The 14,343-nt window shown below is 51.4% G+C and carries 14 protein-coding genes and 1 riboswitch; of the genes, 11 read left to right on the top strand and 3 right to left on the bottom strand.

Features of this window, described 5'->3' with window-relative positions; genetic code table 11:
* Positions 1-6: 6 nt before the first annotated feature.
* Entirely contained in the window at positions 7-672 is a 666-nt protein-coding gene (locus tag B5F83_RS02410; RefSeq protein WP_087275205.1) for a hypothetical protein, read from the bottom strand.
* Between the two features lie 59 nt (positions 673-731).
* Between B5F83_RS02410 and B5F83_RS02405 the strand changes: the two genes are divergently transcribed.
* Positions 732-1,334 carry a thymidine kinase gene (locus B5F83_RS02405; protein ID WP_087275206.1) on the top strand — a complete coding sequence of 201 codons (603 nt, stop codon included), beginning with the start codon at positions 732-734 and terminating at the stop codon, positions 1,332-1,334.
* Here the strand turns inward: B5F83_RS02405 and B5F83_RS02400 are convergent.
* Complete coding sequence (locus tag B5F83_RS02400; RefSeq protein ID WP_087275208.1) at positions 1,320-2,651, bottom strand: AMP-binding protein; 1,332 nt, start codon at positions 2,649-2,651, stop codon at positions 1,320-1,322. The genes B5F83_RS02405 and B5F83_RS02400 overlap by 15 nt on opposite strands.
* A gap of 172 nt (positions 2,652-2,823) precedes the next feature.
* On the opposite strand from B5F83_RS02400, the gene B5F83_RS02395 reads away from it, so the two are divergent.
* From B5F83_RS02395 to B5F83_RS02385, 3 genes are all read left to right on the top strand, one after another.
* A complete protein-coding gene (locus B5F83_RS02395; protein ID WP_087275210.1) occupies positions 2,824-3,618 on the top strand; it encodes a hypothetical protein in 795 nt (264 codons plus the stop codon).
* A 36-nt stretch (positions 3,619-3,654) separates the two neighbouring features.
* Positions 3,655-4,416, top strand: coding sequence for a PEGA domain-containing protein (locus B5F83_RS02390; RefSeq protein WP_087275212.1), 762 nt, complete (start codon positions 3,655-3,657; stop codon positions 4,414-4,416).
* Between the two features lie 88 nt (positions 4,417-4,504).
* The gene (locus tag B5F83_RS02385) at positions 4,505-5,023 is read left to right on the top strand and encodes a DUF4136 domain-containing protein (RefSeq protein ID WP_087275214.1); all 519 of its coding nucleotides are present in this window, start codon (positions 4,505-4,507) and stop codon (positions 5,021-5,023) included.
* A 1,514-nt stretch (positions 5,024-6,537) separates the two neighbouring features.
* Here the strand turns inward: B5F83_RS02385 and B5F83_RS02380 are convergent.
* Positions 6,538-7,866: a pyridoxal phosphate-dependent aminotransferase gene (locus B5F83_RS02380; protein WP_087275216.1), complete on the bottom strand. Its 1,329-nt coding sequence runs from the start codon at positions 7,864-7,866 to the stop codon at positions 6,538-6,540.
* A gap of 127 nt (positions 7,867-7,993) precedes the next feature.
* A riboswitch (TPP riboswitch) is annotated at positions 7,994-8,084 on the top strand.
* A gap of 53 nt (positions 8,085-8,137) precedes the next feature.
* Here B5F83_RS02380 and thiS point away from each other — a divergent pair.
* From thiS to B5F83_RS02345, 7 genes are all read left to right on the top strand, one after another.
* Positions 8,138-8,335: a sulfur carrier protein ThiS gene (gene thiS, locus B5F83_RS02375; protein WP_087275218.1), complete on the top strand. Its 198-nt coding sequence runs from the start codon at positions 8,138-8,140 to the stop codon at positions 8,333-8,335.
* A gap of 73 nt (positions 8,336-8,408) precedes the next feature.
* Positions 8,409-9,047 carry a thiamine phosphate synthase gene (locus tag B5F83_RS02370; RefSeq protein WP_087275526.1) on the top strand — a complete coding sequence of 213 codons (639 nt, stop codon included), beginning with the start codon at positions 8,409-8,411 and terminating at the stop codon, positions 9,045-9,047.
* 17 nt (positions 9,048-9,064) lie between these two features.
* Positions 9,065-9,838, top strand: a complete 774-nt coding sequence (locus tag B5F83_RS02365) for a thiazole synthase (protein ID WP_087275220.1) — start codon at positions 9,065-9,067, stop codon at positions 9,836-9,838.
* Positions 9,839-9,928: 90 nt separating this feature from the next.
* A complete protein-coding gene (thiC, locus tag B5F83_RS02360; protein ID WP_087275222.1) occupies positions 9,929-11,632 on the top strand; it encodes a phosphomethylpyrimidine synthase ThiC in 1,704 nt (567 codons plus the stop codon).
* A 7-nt stretch (positions 11,633-11,639) separates the two neighbouring features.
* On the top strand, positions 11,640-12,794 hold the full coding sequence (gene thiH / locus B5F83_RS02355) for a 2-iminoacetate synthase ThiH (protein WP_087275224.1): 1,155 nt from the start codon (positions 11,640-11,642) through the stop codon (positions 12,792-12,794).
* Complete coding sequence (locus B5F83_RS02350; protein ID WP_087275227.1) at positions 12,791-13,546, top strand: HesA/MoeB/ThiF family protein; 756 nt, start codon at positions 12,791-12,793, stop codon at positions 13,544-13,546. Before thiH ends, B5F83_RS02350 begins: the two co-directional genes overlap by 4 nt.
* Positions 13,547-13,643: 97 nt before the next feature.
* Complete coding sequence (locus tag B5F83_RS02345) at positions 13,644-14,333, top strand: thiamine phosphate synthase (protein ID WP_087275229.1); 690 nt, start codon at positions 13,644-13,646, stop codon at positions 14,331-14,333.
* Positions 14,334-14,343 lie beyond the last annotated feature (10 nt).

The following is a 14,343-nucleotide window of genomic DNA, read 5'->3' as shown; positions in this document are numbered from 1 at the left end:
CCCTCCTTAATCCAGTTTGCGCCTTGCCGCCATCATGAAACGGTATACGATGTCCGAATCCATGTCCCAGCCGGCATCTTTGTCTTTAAGATAATCCAGAAGTTCGTCCATGCCGTGCATGGCGTTTATCGCCAGCATGGTATCCTGGAAGGCGACCGGATCCCCGTTGAAAAGGGTGTTTATGAAAAGCACCCTGTCGTTGAGTGTCACCGCACTTCTTATGTCGGACACATGGGCACCCGGACGGTCCGTCCTCCATGCCTGCGAGATGGTAAAATCCTCAAAAAGGCTTTTGCCCTGCCTGGCTTCCGGCTCCGGAGTCTCGGTCCGGGCTCCGGTACTTTCTTCCCGGGCGGACATCTCCGGCTCCGGGACATCCGGCACCAGACTTTCGGGCTCGGGAGTTTCCTGCACTGGCGGTTCGAGCTCCTGTAATTCGAGCGGCGGCAAGTCGTCGGCGGGCTGGGCAATGGCAGGCTGGTCATCGACGAGATGGTCATTGGCGGGCTGGCCGATGGACTGCAAATCGTCGGCAGGCAGGTCGTCTGCCTCTTCCGCCTCCTCAATAGCGGAAATTAGCGCATCGGCGGCCGACAGGCGCTCCGACATGTTTTCAAGCAAGCGTTTCAGGGAATCTATTTCGTTCCGCAGCAGAGACAGATTTTCTTTCATAATTTTAAAACATTCTCTAATTTTGTTTCCCGAAAAGCAAAGTTAGAAAATTTAAGAAAATGTTTACGGAAACACCTAAAAAAAGCGGAGCGATCGAGGTCTGCTGCGGCTCGATGTTCAGCGGAAAATCGTCGGAACTCATCAGAAGGCTCTCGCGCGCGAAAATCGCAAAACTGCGGGTCATGTCATTCACGCCGGCCATGGATACGAGGTACAGCACCTTCGAAGTCGTAAGCCACGACGGGATGCACATAGAATCTATTGCCGTAAACGACCCGATGGAAATCCTCAGGCACGCACAGAACGTGGATGTCGTCGGCATAGACGAGGTACAGTTCATGGACGAAAGCATCGTGGACGTGGCTTCGCAACTGGCGAACAGCGGCATAAGGGTCATCTGCGCCGGGCTGGACATGGATTATACCGGGAAACCTTTCGGCCCGATGCCGCGCCTGATGGCCATAGCCGAACATATAACGAAACTCCATGCCATCTGCGTAAGGTGCGGCGACCCGGCCAACAACAGTTTCCGCACGGCAGACTCGGACGAACTCGTGATGCTCGGCGAAAAGGATGCCTACATCCCGCTTTGCCGCCACTGCTTCAACGAATTGATGAAGAAACGCTCTGGAGCGGACATTTTCAGGTCAGAAACCGCCTGAACCCCTCTTCCTTTTGTCTATCAGCTTCACGGCCTTGCGGCTCTTGTCCGGAAACAGCAGGGCATTGTTTTCATTGACAGACACTATTTTTATATCCGGGGCCACCCTGATACGCGCCCTGAAACGGTCTTTCATGTCTTTTACGACATCGAGCGGCAGGCCGTCAGGACCTTGCGGGACGTATTTCAAACCTACGCGAACGGTCACGTCGTCCGCACCGATTTCATTGTCCGAAAGCACTACCACATAGTTTTCAAGATAAGGCGTATTGTCGCATACGTCATTGATTGCCGGAGGATAAATCGTCGTTCCCTTGAACTTTATCATGTGGTTCTTGCGGCCGATTATCGGGGATATCCTCATGGTGTTCCTGCCGCAGCCGCAATGTCCGTAATGGAACCGCGCCATGTCCCCGGTACGGAACCTCAGCAAAGGCATCCCTTCCACGCCGAGGGTAGTCACCACGAGTTCCCCCACCTCGCCCTGAGGCACAGGATTGCCCTCATCGTCAATCAATTCGCATATTATCAGCTCGGGATGGTGGTGCCCTCCGCAACCACAACCGCATTCGCAGAAACTCGTGCCCATCTCGGTGGAAGCGTATGTGGAATAGAGTTTCAGTTCCGGCCATTTGTCATTGATGCGTTTTCCGAGAAGATTGAGCGAAAAATCCTGTTCACGCAGGTTCTCCCCTATGCAGACAGCCTTCCTGACCGAACATCCCCGGTAATCGATTCCGTGCTCCTCGGCGTACTTTATGATTTTCAGTATGAACGACGGCACACAGATGATGGCATCCGGGCGTATGCGCATTATCGTATCCCACTGGAGCTCCGGAATGCCGTTACCCACCCTTATGATGGAAGCCCCCATGGCCCTGATTCCGAGCACGTATGCGTATCCGGCCATAAAACGCTTGTCCAGAGTGGTCATGAGCTGGTATATCTCCCCGGGATGCCCGTCGGCGCATTCGAATGAAATCTTTTCATTGTAGGCAAGCCTGTCGAGGTCCCTGGAAGTGGCGGCAAAAACCACGGGATCTCCGAGGGTACCGCTGGTAGTCATATAATCGGCTATCATCTCCCTGGGAACGCAAAGAAAATCCGCGTTGTAACGCTGGAGGTCCCCCTTGTCGGTAAGCGGCACTCGCCTCAGGTCTTCCAAAGTATTGATTGTTGACGGGTCGATTCCGTTTTCTGCGAAAACCCGCCTGTAATACGCGGATTTTTCCATTAAATATTTTATAAGGCAGCGCAGTTTTTCCTCTTGGAACGCTTTTATATATTCTGGGGATTCCCACTCGACATTCAACGACATATTCCGTTTAAAACGTTGGTTTTCAGCGGCAAATATAAACAATAATTTTATCATTCCGCCCGAATTCGATAAAAATTGATTATAAAAGAATTAAAATTTTCTCCCGCATGGACGGAGGGGCCGGAAAACGTTCAAGAAAAAACCAACGTTTAATCTTTAATGAGGAAAATATATGAAAATCACACGCATTCTGCTTGTTATGGCAGCGGGAACGGTACTTGCCTCCTGCGCGTCCATCTTCAGCAAATCAAAGATTCTGCTCACCAATGACAATGTAAACGAGCCCGTTAACATCACGACCGACAAGGCCCATTATGAAAATGTCTTCCTGCCGGCGAAAGTCAAAATCAAAAAGGGATACGGCACGTCCAGCATCATGGTGACTTCGCGCAATTACCAGCCGCTGAACCTGATTGTGGACAAAAAGTTCAATGCTGCCTACATCGCAAATGTATTTTTCCCGATAGGCTTTATCATCGATGCCGCGACCGGAGCGATAATGAAACCGGCGAAAAAGGCCTATTATCTTAATCTGAGGCCTAAAAACGAGAACAATCAGAATATCATAATCTATAACGAAGTCCCTGCACCACAGATTGCCGACAGCGGCCGGGACGGGGCCGTTTCAAGGGACAACCCGGGACAGACCGAACTCGAACAGACCATTATCAGGTGGAACATCGATTCCGAGCCACAGGGAGCGAGAATCTACTGGAGGGTAGTTTCGAACGTACCTGCGGAGGTCAAGAACACCAACGAACTCTATCTCGGGCCTACGCCTTACGAGGAGACGAGGCCTTTCAACATCCTCGGGCTCACATACGAAAACTCACACAACGTCCAGATAGAAATAAAATTGACCAGGAGAGGCTACATGGACCAGATTAAACGGTTCAATGTCCGCCAGGCCATCGACCAGCAGGAAATCAGCACCTTCTTCGAATTAGTGCCCGAAGAAACCGAATAACAAACCCATAAAATCATAAATCAAACAAAAAACGTTATGAAACACTTTTCTATTTTACTTCTGGCAGCAGCCCTTCTGTCGCTTGTTTCGTGCGGCCCGTACAAGGCTACCAGCATGAATTATGTAAACACATCCATCACGTCCGAACCGTCCGGGGCCACGGTAATATTCAACGGAAAGGTTCTGGGAACCACACCGTGCGTAGTCAGCATGCCCGTAAAGATAACGACCGTTATGAATCAGCGGAACCTAAAAAACATAAATACTGTTAGTAACACAGCCCCTTGGGAAATGCAATTCACCAAGGACGGGGTCATAGAGAACACCTCTTTCGACCCGAACGCCGTACCATTGAATAATGGTATCGCCACCATAAACTATAAATTCAAAAGTTTCGCCAGACCTTCGGCTTACGAGAAAGACCCTACCATCATGGCCGGCGAGGCAAACAACATGGTGACACGCGACAACCCGGGACAGACCGCATTGGAACGTACCGTAATCAGGTGGTACTTCGATTCCGACCCGCAGGGTGCAAGGGTATACTGGAGGGTCGTTTCCAGCATTCCGAGCATCGTAAAGAACACCAACGAGACATATCTCGGAACAACCCCTTACGAGGACACAAGGGCGTTCAACATACTCGGGCTCACATACGAAAACTCCCGTGACGTGCAGATTGAGGTAAAAATCAAGAGGCAGGGTTACATGGAACAGGTCAAGAGGTTCAATGTCCGCCAGGCCATCGACCAGCAGGAAATCAGTTCATTCTATGAACTCGTGAAAGACGAGGAGTAAATAAGTTGTTTAAAATTTTCTGAAAAAATTTAAACAGCTTCTAAAACACGCAAAATTTCAAAACACACAAAAATATTCAAGCAACGTTATGAAAATCAAAAACTTATTTTTGCTCTGGGGGGGGGCACTGGCCGCCCTGCTTCTCGGCAGCTGCGGGCCATTAAGGACACCGACCGTCATCAAGAACGCTCCTGTTGAAAATTACAGGTACGCATACGTTACCGAAACCCAGGCCCTGACATCGAGTACGGGCTATAGCAACGGAAACGGCGGAGGATTCATGGGACTGTTTTCGGGAGGGACAAACATAACCACCAAGACAGTGAATCCGGGCGATGTGATTTCGGGAGAACTTGCCAAATACGGTTTCGTCATCCTTTCAGAACTGACTCCCGAGCAGGAGGCTCAGACCGTAATAGTGAATTACGGGGAAAGCGGTTCCCGGAAAAGGGGCATAAAAGAAGCTACGGAAGTTACGATACAGTTCATTTCTGCAGACAGCAAACAACTGATTTGCTCCTGCACGGCCGAGGGCCAGGGACAAACGGAAGCCGACAATATCCGGGAAGCCATCCGGAGGGCACTGTCCGCCCTGTTCGCGCAATAGTTGTAATAGCGGTAATAAATAGCGGTAATAAACGTGGCCATGCCCCTGCATTATAGCGGTTGCATTATCATTATAACTGTTATAGCGGTTTAGACACCCAGTTTAAACCGCTATTTCAATAAAGACCCGGGGAAAGTGTAGCGTAAGTTCCGGAAATGATGTTAAAAGCAATATTTCCGGGGAAGAATCAACATTTCCGGCGGGAAAGTGCCTCAAATTCGCGGCAAAATGGTTCACTTTCCCCTGATAGGACGGACGAGGAATGCAGGCAGAATGGCCGCAGAAGCGATTGCCTAATCTCGTCCCCGGGGAAAGTGCCATTGATTCGCGGAAATTTGGTTCACTTTCCCCGATAGGACGAACGAAGAATGCAGGCAGAATGACCGCAGAAGCGATTGCCTAATCTCGTCCCCGGGGAAAGTGCCGCAGATTCGTGGAAATTTGGTTCACTTTCCCCTGATAGGACGGACGAGGAATGCAGGCAGAATGGCCGCAGAAGCCGATTGCCTGATTTCGTCCCGGGGAAAGTGCCGCAGATTCGTGGTAAATTGGTTCACTTTCCCTCATCAGGCCGAACCATGCCATTGCCTGTTAGTCATATCGTGTCTACAGTTAAATCCGTCCATTGCTGAAAGTAAAAATAAAAAGCCGAGAGCAGAGCAAATGAACTGTGAACTGTAATTGCACCGCCAGGTCCCATGACAGTTTTCCAAAAGCTTGGAGCGAATAAAATATTTGCAAATAACTGATTATCAATCACTTAAGAAAACATAACTCGCTTTTGACCATGTCCGCATAACCCTCAAAAGCGAGCCAAATTTTAGCAAACAATTGATTATTAGTAACTTAACAAAATTCAACTCGCTCCAAACTTTGTCGGGAGGTCAGGGAGACTACACCTTCGCGCCTGAAACCTGCATCTTCGCGCCAGAAAAATATACATCTCCGATGAAGGAACGGAGGGACAAAGCATGAAGGCAGAAAAACCGGTGGAGGTGAGTAGGAATCGGATCTTATCGGTATATCTTGTCGGTATTATCTTGCCGGCATATTTTTCCACCTCACAGCCAGCCATCATTTCCAGAACATATTGATATCCAATATTTTACTAAAATCACTCCTGCGCTTGGGTACCTTGGAAAGCACCCAAAAGCAGGGCCTATTTTTACAACTTATTGATTATCAAGCGCTCCAAAAACAGAGCGATGGATATGGGGTGGAAAATACAGGCGGCACATAAGCGCACAACAAACGCCGCCCCATAAACGCACAACGCCCGGTGGAACACCAGACACAACGGTCCGTAAACGCACAACGCCCGGCACATCAGACCCGGCAGAACATCAGACCCTGAGGAACATCAGACCCGGCAGAACATCAGACCCTGAGGAACATCAGACCCTGAGGAACATCAGACCCTGCGGAACATCAAACACGCCCGGCACATCAGACCCGGCAGAACATCAGAACCGGCGGCACATCAGACCCGGCAGAACATCAGACTCGGCGGAACATCAGGCTTGTGAGACCTGCGGGTGATCGGCGGCAAAAGCTTCGAGCCTCTCTTCGAGAAGCGGGAACATGTCACCGGTCATTTTCGAGACACAGGCCCGTATGCCTTCGCGCTCCGAACCGGTGGTCGAAAGGGAAATGCTGCTGATACCGTAATGGAGCAGTTCTTCCATCAACTCGGCACCGGTCATTTTTCCGTAACCGACGGAAAAGAAAAAGCCGTCACCTATGGGACGTCCGCAATCCTCGTCATAAACTATGTGGAAACAGTTTTTCAGAAAGGCGGCCTTCATCAGTTCGGCGCGCCTTGCATATTCGCGGTTGTCCGACACGAAACCGTAAACCCCGTCGCAGGCCGCTTCCATCATCGCCGCCATCGCATACTGTGTGGAAAACGCCGTTCCGGCCGAAATGGTGTAAAGTATGCTGCTGGCGTATGTCTGTGCAAAAATGCCCGAATCAGCATATCTTGCGGCAAGGGCCGGAAAATGCCTGGAAGCAAGCCTGTCCGAAATGCAGGCAAGCCCGAGCCTCTGGCCGGCATAGCTGAACATCTTCGAAGCGGACAGCATCAGTATATAATTGTCAGTATATCTCGCGACAGTCGGAGGATAAGGGGCCTTGAACGGCTGGCTGAAATCCGAGCGGGAGTCCATACAGAAATATGCAAGGTCTTCAAGCACAATCACCCCGTACTTGTCCGCCAGTTCGCCTATGATATGCAGTTCATCCTCAGTGAAAGAAATCCACGCCGGATTGTCAGGATTGGAATAAATCAGGGAAGCGATTCTTCCGGTCGAAAGGCACTCTTCGAGTTTTTCCCGGAGAGCCTCTCCCCTGTATGCATAGACATCGAAGCTCAGATGCTTTATACCCAATATGTTAAGCTGCGCTTTCTGTACGGGGAAACCAGGGTCTATGAACAGGACGGTATCCTTCCGCGGGTCAAGCTGTGTAGTAATGGCAAAGGCCGCGAACGATATGGATGCCGAGCCTACGCCGGGAATGCAGGACTGCGGAGAAACATCCACATCCAGGAACGCCTTCACGAAACGCGATGCTGCGGACTTCAATGCGGGAAGTCCGGCCTGGGGAGGGTATTTGTTGGCCACGCCTTCGTCCAAGGCCTTTTTCTCGGCCTCCACCCCTATTCGGGAAGCCGGGAGCCCCGGAATGCCCTGGTCCATACGTATGAAAGGTATGCCTGTCCTGGCTTCGAGGGTTACCGCCACGTTCAAGACATCGGCTATCGCCGCGTTACTCAAATTCGGTATATTCAATGATGCGGCACATCCGGCCACCGTCTCTTTGCTGAAAAGTTCTCTTCCCATATCCGTATTCAAAAAATTTTCACTAAGAAGCTGTTTAAAATTTTCCGCTAAAATAGTTAAAAAATCATTATCTTTGCAGTCGCTGGCGTAAACCGGTTGCCTCCGGAACGGCCGGCAGACATGAAAAGTAAATACAAAGGGGTGCCCTCCGGGCTGAGATCATACCCTCGAACCTGATGCAGTTAGTACTGCCGTAGGGATTTGTAAGCATTTGATTCTCCGTATTTTTCCCCTTTTTATTTACACATAACGCGACATACTGACTAAAGACATGAATATCGAGATTAACGGGAAAAGCATGGCTACGGAAGCCCACACCCTCGCACGGCTGGCAGAGGAACTCGGAATACCGGCGGGAGGAACTGCCATAGCCGTGAACGGCAGGATGGTTCCCCGCACGGAATGGGACGGAAAAACCCTGAACGAAGGGGACAAAATACTGATAATCAGAGCCGCATGCGGAGGATGACAAAATGAATGGGATGAACGGGATAGACGGAATGGACGGGATGGACAAAATGAAGACGGGCAAACTTGCCGCAATGGCCAAGGGCCGGGTACAATTCATCACTCATTTTACCGGAAAATATTCGTATGCCGATTCCGCAAGGCTCGCCCTCGCGGGGGGTTGCAGATGGATACAGCTCAGGATGAAGGATTCCCGGGAGGAGGACATTCTGGAAACCGCCCGCGAAGTCAGGAAAATGTGCGACGAATACGGGGCGGTACTGATTGTCGACGACCATGTGGAACTGGTTGAAAAGACCGGAGCGGACGGGGTGCATCTCGGCAAGAACGACATGCCGGTCGACGAGGCAAGGAAAATACTCGGGGAGGGAAAGATAATCGGAGGTACGGCCAACACTTTGGAAGACATAGTGATGCATTGGAAAAGAGGTGCCGACTATATCGGTTGCGGGCCTTTCCGTTTTACTACCACGAAGAAAAACCTTTCCCCCGTACTCGGGACCGAAGGCTACCGGGAGATTGCCGAAGGGCTCGCAAGCCTCGGGATAAACATCCCTACAGTCGCAATCGGAGGCATAACCAAGGATGACGTTCCGGAAATAATGTCCACTGGAATAGGCGGCATCGCCGTTTCGGGCAGCGTATTGAGAGCGGAAGACCCCGTGGCGGAAATGAAGGCCATAGAAACATTGATTTTGCAAATAAAAAACTAAAAAATTTTAATATAAAAATGGACAAACTGATATTGGGCGGCTGCGAATTCAGCTCGCGGCTGTTTTTAGGGACTGGAAAATTTTCTTCCAACGCTTTGATGGGAGAAGCCATAGCCGCTTCCGGAACGGAGATGGTCACAGTCGCAATGAAAAGAATCGAGCTTTCGGACAAGGAAGATGACATGCTCGGGCACATAAAAGGGGAAAACGTGCGCCTGCTCCCGAACACTTCAGGGGTACGCGATGCCGAAGAGGCCGTTTTTGCGGCACAGATGGCACGCGAGGCTTTCGGGACAAACTGGCTCAAACTCGAAATCCATCCTGACCCGAGATATCTGCTTCCAGACTCGACGGAGACATTGAAAGCCACGGAAAAACTCGCTGCAATGGGCTTCATAGTACTGCCCTACTGCCAGGCCGACCCCGTACTGTGCAAAAGGCTGGAAGAAGCCGGTGCGGCAGCAGTCATGCCATTGGGGGCGCCCATCGGGAGCAACCAGGGCCTGCGCACCAAGGACTTTCTGCGCATTATCATAGAACAGTCGGGAGTCCCTGTAGTAGTCGATGCCGGCATAGGGGCGCCGAGCCATGCAGCCGAAGCGATGGAACTCGGAGCATCGGCCTGCCTTGTGAATACCGCGATTGCGGTAGCCGGGAATCCGGTAGAGATGGCAAAGGCATTCAAGGCCGCGGTAGAAGCAGGACGGATGGCATACGAAGCCGGACTCGGCAGCAGGACCGAAGGCTTCACGGCCGAAGCAAGTTCTCCGCTGACCGCATTCCTCGACTGACAGCGAGCAATGCCTGTTTTTATTTTTAACTGATTTTTATTGATTTTCGACAAATTTTAACGACATAAATTTTACAAAAAAATAAAAGAAATGAAACCCTCCATAAAATATCCGCGTTCCGAAAAGGTATATATGCAAGGAAAACTTTTCCCTGAAATCAGGGTCGGGATGCGAAAGGTAGAACAGGTTCCGAGCAGTACTTTCGATGAAAACGGTGAAAGGCACGTGACACCGAATCCGGACATCTATATTTACGATACGAGCGGCCCTTTCAGCGACCCGGAAATAAAGATAGACCTGAAGAAAGGGCTCCCGAGGCTGCGCGAGAAATGGATTCTCGACCGGGGCGATGTGGAACAGCTGCCGGAAATAACTTCCGAATACGGAAGGATGCGCCGGGATGACAAGTCACTCGACCACCTGCGTTTCGAACACATAGCGTTGCCTTACAGGGCGAAGAAAGGCCATGCAATGACACAGATGGCATACGCCAAGGCAGGTGTAATCACCGCCGAAATGGAGTATGTGGCCATCCGTGAAAACATGAACTGCGCGGAACTCGGCATACAGACACACATAACCCCGGAATTCGTAAGACAGGAGATTGCCGCGGGAAGGGCTGTACTGCCGGCCAACATCAACCACCCTGAAGCGGAACCTATGATTATCGGGAAAAATTTTCTTGTGAAAATCAACACCAACATAGGCAATTCGGCCACGACTTCAAGCATCGAAGAGGAAGTCGAGAAGGCGCTCTGGAGTTGCAAATGGGGAGGCGACACCCTCATGGACCTCTCTACCGGGGACAACATCCACGAAACCAGGGAATGGATTATCCGCAACTGCCCTGTTCCGGTGGGGACTGTTCCTATCTACCAGACCCTCGAAAAAGTGGACGGCGACATAAGCAAACTGACCTGGGAGCTCTTCAGGGATACGCTGATAGAGCAATGCGAACAGGGAGTGGACTATTTTACCATCCATGCCGGCATCCGTTATGCCAATGTACACCTTGCCGAAAAAAGGGTCTGCGGGATATGCAGCCGCGGAGGGAGCATCATGAGCAAATGGTGCATGATGCATGAGCGGGAGAGCTTCATCTACGAGCACTTTGACGACATCTGCGACATACTCGCCCGATACGATGTGGCCATTTCGCTCGGAGACGGACTGAGGCCGGGGGCGACGGCCGATGCCAACGACGAAGCCCAGTTCGCCGAGCTCGACACCATGGGAGAGCTCGTCACCCGTGCCTGGGACAAGAACGTACAGGCCTTCATAGAAGGGCCGGGCCACGTTCCGATGAACAAAATCAGGGAAAACATGGAGAGGCAGGTAGTGAAATGCCACGATGCCCCGTTCTACACTCTCGGCCCTATCGTAACGGACATAGCCCCGGGATACGACCATATCACTTCGGCAATCGGAGCCTCGATAATAGGCTGGCTCGGTACAGCGATGCTTTGCTATGTAACCCCGAAAGAACATCTCGGGCTGCCTGACAAGGAAGACGTAAGGGTCGGGGTGGTGACCTACAAGATTGCTGCCCATGCGGCCGACCTCGCAAAGGGCCATCCGGGAGCATACGTGCGCGACAATGCCATAAGCAAGGCCCGCTACGAGTTCCGGTGGAAAGACCAGTTCGACCTTTCGCTCGACCCTGAAAGGTCTCTGGAATATTTCCAGAGGGGAAAACATACGGACGGGGAATACTGCACGATGTGCGGTCCGAATTTCTGCGCAATGAAACTGTCGAAAGATGTAAAAAGAGTGTCCGGAAAAAATAAGGATTGATTTTAAAATGTTTTCAGAAGAAATAAAAAAATATTCATGGGACGAAACGACGGAGCGCATCTACTCCAAGACCGGGGATGATGTGCGCCGCGCCCTTTCAAAAGAAAAATGCGACACGGACGATTTCATGGCGATGATTTCCCCTGCCGCCGTACCGTATCTCGAAACGATGGCAAGGCTCAGCCGGAAATACACCCAGGAGCGTTTCGGAAACGTAATGTCGATGTTCATCCCGCTCTACCTCACCAACTCGTGTACCAATTCATGCGTATACTGCGGCTTCCATGTAAGTAACAAAATGAAGAGGACAATCCTCACTCCGGAGGAAATGGTAAACGAGTACAAGGCAATAAAGAAACTCGCCCCTTTCGAGAACCTGCTGATAGTAACGGGTGAAAATCCCGTGCTGGCGGGAGTGCCTTATCTGGCAAAGGCCCTCGACCTTGCGAAACCGTATTTTTCAAACCTCAAAATCGAGGTAATGCCGCTGGCGGCAGAAGAATACGCCGAGTTGCGCAAGCACGGGATGAACGGGGTCATCTGCTTCCAGGAGACCTACAATGCCGCCAACTACAACATTTACCATCCACGCGGAAAAAAAGCCGATTTCCAATGGAGGGTGGACGGCTTCGACCGCATGGGCCAGGCCGGGGTACACTCGATAGGAATGGGCGTGCTTATCGGACTTGAAAAGGAGTGGCGCACCGATGTCACAATGATGGCAAGGCATCTCCGTTACCTGCAAAAACATTACTGGAAAACGAAATACAGTGTCAATTTTCCACGCATGCGCCCGGCGGAAAACGGAGGTTTCGAGCCGAACGTAATAATGAGCGACAGGGAACTGGCACAGCTGACCTTCGCCATGAGGATATTCGACCACGATGTGGACATCTCCTACTCTACAAGGGAAAGCGCAAGGTTCCGCGACAATATGGCAAGGCTCGGCGTGACCACGATGAGCGCGGAGAGCAAGACAGACCCCGGAGGATACTACAGTTATCCTCAGGCACTCGAGCAGTTCCATGTGAACGACGAGCGCACGGCCGTGGAAGTTGCGGCCGCACTAAGGAAAGAAGGCATAGAACCGGTATGGAAAGACTGGGACAGCGTTTTCGATGCCTTAGACACGGGCAGTACCGGCAAGGGGACGGCGGCATGAAAAACAGGTACGACCGCCAGAAACTGCTTTCCGGTTTCGGGGACAAAGGCCAGGAAGCCCTGGAAAGGGCATCGGTACTAATAATAGGTGCAGGAGGGCTCGGCTCTCCCGCATCTTTGTATCTTGCCGGAGCCGGCATCGGAAGACTCGGAATAGCGGACGGGGATACGGTAAACCCGACAAACCTGCACCGCCAGATACTTTATGACGAAAGCAAATGCGGCATGAACAAGGCGGAATGCGCGGCAGAGAGGCTGCGGAGCCTCAACAGCGGAATCACGATCACGCCCTACCCTTTCATGCTCAACAGGGATAACGCCATGGAACTCATCTCCGGTTACGACATCGTAATCGACGGTTGCGACAACTTCCCGACAAGATACCTTGTCAGCGACATCTGCGAAAGGCTCGGAAAGCCATACGTGTACGGAGCCGTAAGCGATACCAGCGGCTTCGTAAGCGTGCTTTGCCTTAAAGACCCAGCCAAGGGCAGGATGTGGACTTACAGGGACCTGTTCCCGGAGGAACCATCGGCAGGAGAACTATCAACATGGGAACTCGCGGCAGAAGCATCGGCGGCGGCAAAACAACCGGCCGCATCCAAGGCCGTCCTCGGGCCGGTTCCAGGGATTACAGGATGCTGCCAGGCCGCCGAAGCTATAAAACTCATCTGCGGCATCGGTACTCCCCTATGCGGCCGACTCTGGATTTACGATGCCTTGAGCGGCACATCGGATACAGTGGAACTGTAAAGGGCATGACTGATATTCAGCCCCCTTTCCCATATCCGACAAAGCATGTTTCTTTGTCCGGCAAATTCATTATTTTTGCATCAAAACATGCAGCCTAATGGACTTCAGACTGGCCATAATAACCCTTCCCGAGTTTTTCAGCGGTGAAACCGACTGTATAGCAAAGCTATCGGAAGCCGGCGCGGAGTACCTGCACCTTCGCAAGCCGGGATGCAGCGAAACACAGATGCGGGATTTGATAGAACGCATACCGCCCCGATACCGCCGGCGGCTGATAGTCCACAGACATTTCGGGCTTGCAAAAGAGTACGGTCTGAAAGGCATTCATCTCAGTTCCTCCCATGAAAGCATCCCGGAAGGGTTCGAAGGAATGACCATCGGGCGCTCCTGCCACACTGTCGAAGAGGCCTCCCGTTTCGGAAAAATCTGCGATTACGTGTTTCTGAGCCCGATTTTCGACAGCATCTCCAAACAAGGCTACCGCTCTGCGTTCTCACTGGAAAAACTTTCCGTAGCTTTCCGCGACGGCAGCCTCGGCAAAAACGTCATGGCCCTCGGGGGAATAGACGACACCAACATAGTCAAAGTAGCCGAAACCGGGTTCGCCGGAGCGGCCCTGCTCGGATACATCTGGGGAAAACATGAAATCTGGGAGAAAAATGACATTCCTGAAAAACATGATATTCCGGAAAAAACGGATTTTCCCGGACGAATGGACGAAACTGTCGGAAAATTTTTAAGAATCCGGGAAAAATTATCGTATTTTTATGAAAATTTTCATTTATAACATATCTGTT

Source organism: Muribaculum sp. An289, assembly GCF_002159555.1.
Lineage (GTDB): Bacteria > Bacteroidota > Bacteroidia > Bacteroidales > UBA932 > Merdivivens > Merdivivens faecigallinarum.
The sequence above is the reverse complement of the archived record's forward strand: the minus strand, read 5'-3'. Positions and strand labels throughout refer to the sequence as shown.

What these genes read in the sequence shown, in the direction of transcription:
- thiH (WP_087275224.1), top strand. Translation starts at nt 11,640, where the DNA reads ATGTTTTCAGAAGAAATAAAAAAATATTCATGGGACGAAACGACGGAG.
- B5F83_RS02350 (WP_087275227.1), top strand. Translation starts at nt 12,791, where the DNA reads ATGAAAAACAGGTACGACCGCCAGAAACTGCTTTCCGGTTTCGGGGAC.
- B5F83_RS02400 (WP_087275208.1), bottom strand. Translation starts at nt 2,651, where the DNA reads ATGTCGTTGAATGTCGAGTGGGAATCCCCAGAATATATAAAAGCGTTC.
- B5F83_RS02365 (WP_087275220.1), top strand. Translation starts at nt 9,065, where the DNA reads ATGGACAAACTGATATTGGGCGGCTGCGAATTCAGCTCGCGGCTGTTT.
- B5F83_RS02345 (WP_087275229.1), top strand. Translation starts at nt 13,644, where the DNA reads ATGGACTTCAGACTGGCCATAATAACCCTTCCCGAGTTTTTCAGCGGT.
- B5F83_RS02410 (WP_087275205.1), bottom strand. Translation starts at nt 672, where the DNA reads ATGAAAGAAAATCTGTCTCTGCTGCGGAACGAAATAGATTCCCTGAAA.
- B5F83_RS02385 (WP_087275214.1), top strand. Translation starts at nt 4,505, where the DNA reads ATGAAAATCAAAAACTTATTTTTGCTCTGGGGGGGGGCACTGGCCGCC.
- thiC (WP_087275222.1), top strand. Translation starts at nt 9,929, where the DNA reads ATGAAACCCTCCATAAAATATCCGCGTTCCGAAAAGGTATATATGCAA.
- B5F83_RS02380 (WP_087275216.1), bottom strand. Translation starts at nt 7,866, where the DNA reads ATGGGAAGAGAACTTTTCAGCAAAGAGACGGTGGCCGGATGTGCCGCA.
- thiS (WP_087275218.1), top strand. Translation starts at nt 8,138, where the DNA reads ATGAATATCGAGATTAACGGGAAAAGCATGGCTACGGAAGCCCACACC.
- B5F83_RS02390 (WP_087275212.1), top strand. Translation starts at nt 3,655, where the DNA reads ATGAAACACTTTTCTATTTTACTTCTGGCAGCAGCCCTTCTGTCGCTT.
- B5F83_RS02395 (WP_087275210.1), top strand. Translation starts at nt 2,824, where the DNA reads ATGAAAATCACACGCATTCTGCTTGTTATGGCAGCGGGAACGGTACTT.
- B5F83_RS02405 (WP_087275206.1), top strand. Translation starts at nt 732, where the DNA reads ATGTTTACGGAAACACCTAAAAAAAGCGGAGCGATCGAGGTCTGCTGC.
- B5F83_RS02370 (WP_087275526.1), top strand. Translation starts at nt 8,409, where the DNA reads ATGGCCAAGGGCCGGGTACAATTCATCACTCATTTTACCGGAAAATAT.